At 68.6% G+C, this 8518-nt stretch carries 9 protein-coding genes and 1 pseudogene; 4 read left to right on the top strand and 6 right to left on the bottom strand.

The features are described 5' to 3' along the window. The coding region (locus ACFQ36_RS18045) for an ATP-binding cassette domain-containing protein (protein ID WP_377016116.1) at nucleotides 1–330 on the bottom strand (330 nt) is incomplete at its 3' end. Nucleotides 331–422: 92 nt separating this feature from the next. On the opposite strand from ACFQ36_RS18045, the gene idi reads away from it, so the two are divergent. Then, nucleotides 423–944: an isopentenyl-diphosphate Delta-isomerase gene (gene idi, locus ACFQ36_RS18050; RefSeq protein ID WP_377016118.1), complete on the top strand. Its 522-nt coding sequence runs from the start codon at nucleotides 423–425 to the stop codon at nucleotides 942–944. Between the two features lie 25 nt (nucleotides 945–969). Here the strand turns inward: idi and ACFQ36_RS18055 are convergent, their stop codons facing one another. Next, entirely contained in the window at nucleotides 970–1509 is a 540-nt protein-coding gene (locus ACFQ36_RS18055; RefSeq protein WP_377016120.1) for an HtaA domain-containing protein, read from the bottom strand. A gap of 234 nt (nucleotides 1510–1743) precedes the next feature. On the opposite strand from ACFQ36_RS18055, the gene nhaA reads away from it, so the two are divergent. Continuing rightward, a complete protein-coding gene (gene nhaA, locus ACFQ36_RS18060; protein ID WP_377016122.1) occupies nucleotides 1744–3087 on the top strand; it encodes a Na+/H+ antiporter NhaA in 1344 nt (447 codons plus the stop codon). Between the two features lie 38 nt (nucleotides 3088–3125). Here the strand turns inward: nhaA and ACFQ36_RS18065 are convergent, their stop codons facing one another. The 4 genes from ACFQ36_RS18065 to ACFQ36_RS18080 are packed head-to-tail and all read right to left on the bottom strand — an operon-like array spanning nucleotide 3126 to nucleotide 7328. Further along, on the bottom strand, nucleotides 3126–4418 hold the full coding sequence (locus tag ACFQ36_RS18065; RefSeq protein WP_377016124.1) for a flavin monoamine oxidase family protein: 1293 nt from the start codon (nucleotides 4416–4418) through the stop codon (nucleotides 3126–3128). Nucleotides 4419–4438: 20 nt separating this feature from the next. Beyond that, nucleotides 4439–4774 carry a cupin domain-containing protein gene (locus ACFQ36_RS18070; protein WP_377016126.1) on the bottom strand — a complete coding sequence of 112 codons (336 nt, stop codon included), beginning with the start codon at nucleotides 4772–4774 and terminating at the stop codon, nucleotides 4439–4441. Nucleotides 4775–4816: 42 nt separating this feature from the next. Continuing rightward, nucleotides 4817–5896 (bottom strand): MBL fold metallo-hydrolase, encoded by a 1080-nt coding sequence (locus ACFQ36_RS18075; RefSeq protein WP_377016128.1) that lies wholly within the window; start codon nucleotides 5894–5896, stop codon nucleotides 4817–4819. Next, on the bottom strand, nucleotides 5889–7328 hold the full coding sequence (locus tag ACFQ36_RS18080) for an APC family permease (RefSeq protein ID WP_377016130.1): 1440 nt from the start codon (nucleotides 7326–7328) through the stop codon (nucleotides 5889–5891). The genes ACFQ36_RS18075 and ACFQ36_RS18080 overlap by 8 nt, the downstream gene beginning before the upstream one ends. A 220-nt stretch (nucleotides 7329–7548) precedes the next feature. Between ACFQ36_RS18080 and ACFQ36_RS18085 the strand changes: the two genes are divergently transcribed. Together ACFQ36_RS18085 and ACFQ36_RS18090 are read left to right on the top strand one after the other, a co-directional pair. Then, nucleotides 7549–8178 (top strand): TetR/AcrR family transcriptional regulator, encoded by a 630-nt coding sequence (locus tag ACFQ36_RS18085; protein ID WP_377016132.1) that lies wholly within the window; start codon nucleotides 7549–7551, stop codon nucleotides 8176–8178. 3 nt (nucleotides 8179–8181) lie between these two features. Beyond that, nucleotides 8182–8518 (top strand): annotated as a pseudogene (locus tag ACFQ36_RS18090) (hypothetical protein); the annotation flags it as partial.

Consider the following 8518-nt stretch of genomic DNA (forward strand, 5'->3'; position numbering starts at 1 on the left):
GCCCAGCGCCTCCGCGGCCGCTTCCATCGCCTGCGTGGCCGCGGCCGCACCGGTGCGCCGGCCGAGGTAGCCGGCGATGGTCTCCCCGGGAAGGCGCTCATGCTCCTGCGGCAGCCAACCGACGAAGGCGTCCGCCGGGGCGGTGCCGACCGTGCCGGCCAGCGGTTTGTCGACGCCGGCCAGGATCCGCAGCAGGGTGGACTTGCCGGCGCCATTGGCGCCGACGACGCCGACCACGTCCCCGGGGGCGACGGTCAGGTTGAGGTTGGCGAAGAGGGTGCGGTGGGCGTGGCCGCCGGAGAGGTCCTTGGCCACGAGTGTTGCGGTCATTGGTCCAGTTTAGGGAGCCTGCGGATGCGGCCGGCACACGTGAGTCCGGCCGCCGAGGCAACGGAGGCGCCGGGGCGGCATAATAGGCGGCAATGAAGACCTCGAATCCCGAGCAGGTGGTCCTGCTCGACAGCGCATTCCGGCCCATTGGCGTGGCAGACAAGGCCACCGTGCACACCGGGGAAACGCCGCTGCACCTGGCCTTCTCCTGCCATGTCTCCGATGCCCGGGGCCGTCTGCTGGTGACCCGGCGCGCCCTGACCAAGCAGGCCTGGCCCGGGGTGTGGACGAACTCCGCCTGCGGCCATCCCGCCCCTGGCGAGAGCCTGGAGGATGCCGTGCGCCGCCGTGTCCGCTACGAACTCGGGCTCCGGCTCGAGGACCTGCAGCTGGTACTGCCGGACTTCCGGTACCGGGCCGTGGACGCGTCCGGCGTTGTGGAGAACGAGTTCTGCCCGGTCTTCACGGCCCTGACTTCCGATACCCCGGATCCACGCCCCGACGAGGTGGCCGAATACCGCTGGGTGAACCCCACGGACCTGCGCACGGCGGTTGCCGCCGCCCCGTGGGCGTTCAGCCCCTGGCTGGTGCTGCAGCTGCCGCAGTTGGATTGACCGGCGTCCTCGAGCGCCCCACTCCCTAGCCGGCCCGGGGCGCCGGGACACGGATGGAGAGCGGATCCATAACCTGGCCGGTGCTGTACTGGTGGTTGAAGACGTCGCTGCCGTCCCGGGTCAGCCGGGTCTCCAGCCCCTGCCAGACCAGGCTTTCGCCGATGGCCTGGGGCGCGGCGGCCTCGAAGGTCACCAGCGGGATTCTCTCGGCGGCATTGTCGGCAGGCTCGCCGAAGGCCACGGTCAGGGACCCGCCGCCGGGCACGAATTCGATCCAGGGGTTGGCAATCTGGACGAACATCATGCCGAAATGCCCCTCCAGGCGGACGTCGCCACGGAAGCGCAGGGTGCCGGTGCCCGTCGCCGGGTCGAAACTGCCGCCGTCGGGCACGAAATTGAAGAAGCCCGATTCCAGCACCGAGGCGCCCTCGATGGCCGCCACCGCGCCGTCCGGCAGGCTGGTCAGGTACCTGACGAAGCTGCGTTTGACGCCCCAGGTCAATCCCTCCGGCGGGAGCAGGTCCTGGGCCGGGGCCGCCGGGACTGCGTCGGCATGGTTGTTCACGAAGCGCTCCTGGAATCGGACTTGTTGTCCTTGAGCCTAACGGCAGCGGGCCGGTGCGTCATCCATGGCCGTCCGCGGATTACGGACCATGTCGGGACAGGATCCGGGCAGGGATAGGCGCGGCCTGGCGCGGTACTGTCCGGCCGGCGGCAGGCACGATGCGGTAGATTGGTTAGCGGTGCGCCGGGAAGTCTGGTCGGCAAATGCTTTGTCCTGCCGACCCTGAGGAGCCAGATGGCCAAGTCCCCTGCCAAACACCCCAAGCCCCGTGTCCTGGGACGCGGCAGCTACAGCGAAGCGCTGCGGATCGGCGAGATCCTGCGCAAGGAAACCGTCGGCGGCGCGCTGCTGGTGGCCACCGCCGTCCTCGCCCTTATCTGGGCCAATTCGCCGGCGGCGGACAGCTACTTCGCCCTGCGTGACTTCACCGTCGGCTATGCGCCGTGGCACCTGGACCTGAGCCTGGGCACCTGGGCCGCGGACGGACTGCTGGCCATCTTCTTCTTCCTGGTCGGACTCGAGCTCAAGCGCGAATTCGTGGCCGGGGACCTGCGTCAAATCAGCAAGGCCGCTGTCCCGGTAGCCGCGGCCGTCGGCGGCGTGCTGGTGCCGGCGCTGATCTACGCGGCGGTGAACTGGGGCAATCCGGAGACCATCCGCGGTTGGGCGATTCCGACGGCGACCGATATCGCCTTCGCCGTCGCCGTGCTGGCGGTCATCGGCTCGCACCTGCCCAGCGCGCTGCGGATCTTCCTGCTCACCCTCGCGGTGGTCGACGACCTGATCGCCATCGCCATCATCGCCGTCTTCTACACCGGCGACATCCAGGCCGGTCCGCTGCTGCTGACCCTGATCCCGGTGGCCGCCTACGCCTTCCTGGCCCAGAAATACCGCCGGTTCTTCGGCCTGCGCCCGGCCGCCGCCTGGCTGATCCTGCTGCCGATCGGCATCGTGGCCTGGGTCCTGCTGCACGCCTCGGGCATCCACGCCACCATTGCCGGGGTGGTCCTGGGCTTCACCATTCCGGTGCTGCGCAGCCAGGCCTCCGGCGGTCCCGAGGCCGGGCCCGGGCTGGCCGAAATCTTCGAGCACCGCTTCCGGCCCGTGTCCGCCGGCTTCGCGGTGCCGGTCTTCGCCTTCTTCTCCGCCGGGGTCGCCCTCGGCGGCACCGAGGGCCTGGCCTCGGCGCTCACCGACGCGGTGGCCCTCGGCGTCATCGCGGGGCTGGTGCTGGGCAAGCCCGTGGGCATCGTGGGCACCACCTGGCTGGTCAGCAGGTTCACCCGCGCCGAGCTGGATCCGTCGCTGAAGTGGATCGACCTGGCCGGCATGGCGGTGCTGGCCGGGATCGGCTTCACCGTCTCGCTGCTGGTCGCCGAACTCAGCTTCGGCCTGGGCAGCGCGCACAACGACCACGCCAAGGTGGCCATCCTGGCCGCCTCGCTGCTGGCCGCGCTGCTGGCCGCCGGCATCCTGCGGGCGCGCAACCGGCACTACCGGCGGATCGAGGCCGAGGAGCAGGTGGACAGCGACCGGGACGGCATCCCGGACGTCTACCAGCGGGACGGCGGCGCGTAGCCGCCGCCGTCCCGGGCGGGACGACGGCGGCGGGTGCCTCAGGCCAGGGCCTCGTGCACCTTGCGTGCTGCGGCGAAGCCGCTTTCGATGGCGCCGTCGATGAAGCCGCCCCAGCCGTTGGCGTAGTCCGAGCCGGCCAGGAACACCCGGCCCTCGGGCCGCTGCATCTCTTCAAGGCTTTCGGAAAGGTAGCCGGTGTAGTGCATGGGCCAGGTGGACCTGCTGAAGCCGTCCTCCACCCAGGAATGCCCGGTGACCTCGAGGACCTCGATGCCGGGGATGAGCCTGTCCAGCACGGCCTGGACGGCCGCCGTATCCTCGACGTCCACCGCGGTGCCGTCCGCGCCGAAGGCCACCAGCGTGGTGGAGTCCTCGTCGAAGTACTCGGACTGGACAAAGTGGATCGGCCAGTCCTCGGCACCGAAGGCCACGAAACGGTCCCAGCGGCCCCCGACCTTGATCCACAGCTTGGCTCCGCGGCCGGCCTGCCCGCGGGCGGCGGCCGCCTGCTTGCCGGCGGAGAGGGCGGGGGAGAACTCCACGGTATCCAGCGCGTTCAGCGGCAGGGTCACCACCACCGCGCCGGCGGTGTAGGTGCGCCCGTCCGCGGTGGTGACCGTGGCGCCGTCGTCGTCCTGTTCCACCGTGGTGACCACGGCATCCAGTTCCAGCTCGGCGCCGGCGTCGGCCAGCATGGCCTCGGCCAGGGCCACGGTGCCGCCTTCGACCTTGTAGGTGGCGCAGGCTTCGAACATGAGCATCCAGTCCCCGCTGGCGGCCGAGCACCAGCGCAGCGCCTGCGTGTAGGCGGCGGCGTCGAGCCGGCCGTTGAAGTTCAGCGACCAGAAGGCGCGCAGCAGCTGCCGCTGTTCTTCGGGCAGGCCGAGGGCGTCGATGCGGTCCGAGAGCCTGTCCTGGTCCATGCCCTTGACCGCCGGGTTGGCCAGCGGCCGGTAGGGCAGCGGGATAAGTTCGCGGGTATCGGCCAGCAGGCGGCGGTTCGGCTCGTCGATCAGCTCCAGGATCTTCTCCGCCGGGCCTTCGTGGTGCTGCCCGCCGGCCCACCAGTAGGCCTTTTCGAACTCCGGACCCGCGACGACGCCGATTCCGTAGCGGGTCATCTCGGCCCAGACGTGCGGCTGGACCCAGTGCACCCAGGTGCCGCCGAGTTCGAGGTTCCGGCCCAGCCGGTTTTCAACCCACGTGCGCCCGGCAATCCGGTCCCGGGCCTCCAGGATCCTGACCGTGCGGCCCTTGGCCGTCAGCTCGCGGGCGGCGGTGAGTCCGGCGAAGCCGGCGCCGATGACGATGACGTCGGTGGTGTGTGCCATGGTGGTGTGTCCTTTTCCGGTCAGCTGTAGACGAAGAATTCGATGGTCGGCTCGACGATGGTCCAGCGGGTCTTGGCGCCCTTGGAGAAGGACGCCATCGAGCCGGCGGTCAGGTCGAAGGTGTCCCCGCCGACGACCTCGATGCGCAGGTGGCCGGAGACGATGTAGACGGTTTCGTCCTCTTCGATCGGCAGGTCGAAGGTTTCCGGGGCGTCCTCGGGCGTCACGTGCCAGATACCGGCGGACAGGGCCTGGTTGCCGCCGTCGCCGGGCCGGCGCAGCCACTGGACCTGGCCGACCTCGAACGGCTCGTACGCGGCCTGGTCGTGGCCGGCGTGGAAGACGGGTGCGGACATGGGAATCTCCTTTTGTTTAATCAGCGGAATGTCGGGGGAAATTTATGAGGCGGCGGAGGCTGCCACGCCTTTCGGGGCGGGGCTCCAGGTCATGAGGTCTTCGGCCGTGAATGCCTGCCCGGTGAAGCCGTGCCGCCGGGTGCTTTCGGCCAGGCGCCGGTTCCACTGTTCAGTGGAAACGACCGCGGGATCGCCGGGGGCCAGGTGGGACAGGATCAGTGTTCCGACGCCGGCCCGCCGGGCTATGGCGCCGACGTCGGCCACGTCGGTGTGGACGGTGCGCATGTGTTCGATGGCCTCGTCCCAGCCGAGTTCGATGCACTTATCGACCCAGGCGGCCTCGTGGACGAGGCAGTCGGCGCCCGAGGCAATCCGGACGACGTTGTCGGAGACCGCCGTGTCACCCGAGAAGACGATCGATGTCCCGCCCGTGTCGAACCGGAGGGCGTAGGCCGGGAAGACCGCACCGTGGGGGACGGGGACGGCCTGGACCGCCACGTGTTCGTCGCGGAAGATTTCCAGCGGCTCGAAGACGGTCCCGGACAGGACCGATTGCAGCGAGGCGCCCGCGTGGAGCGGGATCTCCCGGATATCCACGAATGAGCGGGGGTTCATGGCCATGTCCTCGAGGAGGAAGAAGTCCGTGCTCTGCGAGAAGGCCTCGAACTGCAGCTCGAGCATCCTTCGCAGGCCGACCGGAACTGCGCCGGATGCCCAGGACTGGTTCCGTGTCGGCTCACCCTCCGGTTTCGGCGGCGCGCAGGGGCCGACAATCGGCAGCGGCTGGGTGATCCGGTCCGGCGCGGCGAACTCGGTGGCGTACAGCAGCGGGAACTGGATCAGGTCGATGGTGTGGTCGGCGTGGAGGTGGGTGATGAAGATTCCCGCCAGGTCTTCCATCTCGAATCCTGCGGCACGGTACTGGGTCAGCGAGCCGCGGCCGCAGTCGATCAGGTAGTTGCGCCTGCCTACGGAGAGCACGGTGGAGATCCCGAGCCGTCCGACGACGGCGGGCGGTCCGGCCGCGGTTCCCAGGAAGGTCAGCCTGGCGTTGTCCCCGTCGGTTCCGCCGTCGACGTCCGGGCTGGTTTCCGGGTCGACGATAGGGAAGGTGTCAGTCATTGTTCCCGGCCTCCGTTAGGGCAGGTTCTTTGTGATGGGTTGTTACGGCCGGCTGGAAGCGCCGGCGGATCCAATAGAAGATGCCGCCAAGCAGGAGCAGGATCAGGGCGATGACGATCTCGGTTCCCTGGCCGCCGGCTGCCAGGCCGGGGTTGAGCGCGCCGACGACGAGGATGGTGCCGTTGAACACGGTCAGGGCCACGGCGACCGGGATCCAGTGCCGGCCAAGCTTCAGGGGACGTGGGACGTCTGCATGGGTGCGGCGCATGACCAGGAATCCGGCGCAGGCGAGGGTTACCGAGATCATGTAGCCCAGGTTGGCGGCGATGACGATCGCCACCGGGCTGCCGACGAAGAAGAGCAGCACGAGGTTGACAACCAGGGTGAAGACCAGGGCACCGGAAGGGGCCCCGCGGCGGTTGGTCCGGGCCAGCTGCCGGATGGTGAGCCTCTCCTCGGCCAGGCCCTTGAGGGCATGGGAGGCGTCGGCGGCGGCGGACAGGAGTGCGGCTGCATGGGCCAGCACGAGGATGACGGCTACCGTTCCGCCGGCTGCCGGGCCGAACATGTCGGCGTAGAAGTTGACGCCGAAGTTGACCGGGTCGGTCACCACGCCCTGCTCCCCGACGGCGCCGGCAGTGGTGATCGGCACCAGGGCGTAGACCATGATGAAGATCATCGCCATGGTCTTGAGCGCCCGCTTGGTATCACGCACCGGCCGGCGGTACTCCGGGGCGAAGGTGGCGCACAGTTCGCTGGCGTAGATCGACCAGGCGCCGACATACATCCACACCAGGATCGAGGCCACGCCGCTGCCTTCGCCAAAGAGTTTGAAGCTGAAGCTTGCGGCCGACCAGTCGGCGGCGAACATCGGCAGGAGAACCAGCCCGGCCAGGACGGCGACGACGGCGGCGGCGACGACCTTGTTCAGGCTCACGGTGACTTTCAGCCCCAGGAGGTTTGCCCCGATGGCCGCGGCCAGGACCGCGGCAGCCAGGATCTGCGGCAGCCCGACGGAGGCGATGCCCAGGTTGATGCTGAAGTCCGCGGCGGCTGGGAACCACTGCACCGTGACGATGTGGCCGATCTGGACCGAGGCCAGGGACAGGGCCAGGCCCCAGCCGCACCAGTAGCCGAACGAGGCAATGGAGGCCAGCAGCGGGGAAAACTTCTTCCACGCTTCGGCGGCGAACAGGGCCACCCCGCCGGACTTGCCGGGGAACATGGCCGCCATCTCGGCGAAGAGGTAGTTCTGCAGCATGGACACGACGGCGAGGACGGTGCAGACCAGGGCCGCGCCCCAGATGCCCAGCGCCCCGGCGGTCGATCCGGCAACGACGAACACGGCACTGAGCGTGGGCGTGCACATGGCCACGGTGTCGCGGGCCCGCAGGCCCTTTGCGGCAGGAGGCCCGAGGAAAGTCTCTGTCAAGGGAATCACCTTCTGAACGTCAATACGGGGATGAGAAGTCAATGCGGGGATGAGGAAGTCCGAGCTTTCAGCGCCCGGAGCCTCATCCTGCTGGGGGCCGGCTGATCAGCTGTTTGGGCCCGGCGGCTGGCCATGACTCAAGTCACAGACAAAACTCTGCACTCGCTTAGTTCTTAAGTCAATACCCTGCATCTGCTGAGTTTGTGGATAGGCTCGACTTGTGAACGGGAACGGGAAGATCAAAAAGTACGGTGAAGGTCGGGAGGCGCTGCTGGCCGCCGTGGTGCATCTCGTGGCCGAGCAGGGTCTGGACGGGTTCAGCTACCGCAGGGTGGCGGACAGGGCGGGCGTTAACAACACGCTGATTTCGCACCATTTCGGGTCGAAGGAGGCATTGCTGGAGGCGGCGACGGAGTGGGCTGTGTCCAGGTCCCAGCAGTTGACGGACTTCGCCGCCAATGCCTCAGTTGATGAGGACTTTGCGCAGCGGCTTACGCAAATTGTGGCGGAGGAGCCGCAGTTGCAGCTGTTCCAATACCAGATGATCCTGGCCTCCGGACGGAGCGATCAGATGCGGCAGATGGCCGCCAGGTTGTATGACAGCTATCTGGACAACATGCTCGACATGTTCGAACGCGACGGATTGCCTCGGGACAGGGACATGGCAAGAGCTGTCTTCGCAGCTCTCGACGGGCTTGTCCTGCAGCAGGTTACCGTAGCTACGCCCGGGCAGATCAGGGCGTCAATTCTCAAGCTGGGTCAGCTGATCAGGGGATGGGCCGCGGAAACCAGCGACCAGCTGCCGGCCGCCCGGCCGGCTGCCGCGCCGTCGCCATCAGGACAGGCCTGACCCGTGCCTGCCCTCGACCCGTCCCTGCCGCTTGATTCGCTGCCGCAGCTGCTTCTGGACGTGGCTGCCGTCGAGCACAATATCGCCGTGAAGCAGGCGTGGGCCCGGGAACACAATATGGTGCTGGCCCCGCACATCAAGACCACCATGACCCGGGAGATCGTCCGGCGCCAGCTGCCCGGCGCCTGGGGCGCCACCGTGGCCACCGTGGCGCAGGCGGGCATGGCGGCCCGGTGGGGCGCCGAGCGGATCTTGGTGGCCAACGAGGTCGTCTTCGGCGCCCACCTGCAGCAGCTGCGCCGCTGGCTGGGGGAGCCCGCGGCACCGGAGATCCATGTGC

This window comes from Arthrobacter sp. GCM10027362, assembly GCF_042679445.1.
Taxonomy (GTDB): Bacteria; Actinomycetota; Actinomycetes; order Actinomycetales; family Micrococcaceae; genus Crystallibacter.

What these genes read in the sequence shown, in the direction of transcription:
- ACFQ36_RS18065 (WP_377016124.1), bottom strand. Translation starts at nt 4,418, where the DNA reads ATGGCACACACCACCGACGTCATCGTCATCGGCGCCGGCTTCGCCGGA.
- idi (WP_377016118.1), top strand. Translation starts at nt 423, where the DNA reads ATGAAGACCTCGAATCCCGAGCAGGTGGTCCTGCTCGACAGCGCATTC.
- nhaA (WP_377016122.1), top strand. Translation starts at nt 1,744, where the DNA reads ATGGCCAAGTCCCCTGCCAAACACCCCAAGCCCCGTGTCCTGGGACGC.
- ACFQ36_RS18070 (WP_377016126.1), bottom strand. Translation starts at nt 4,774, where the DNA reads ATGTCCGCACCCGTCTTCCACGCCGGCCACGACCAGGCCGCGTACGAG.
- ACFQ36_RS18075 (WP_377016128.1), bottom strand. Translation starts at nt 5,896, where the DNA reads ATGACTGACACCTTCCCTATCGTCGACCCGGAAACCAGCCCGGACGTC.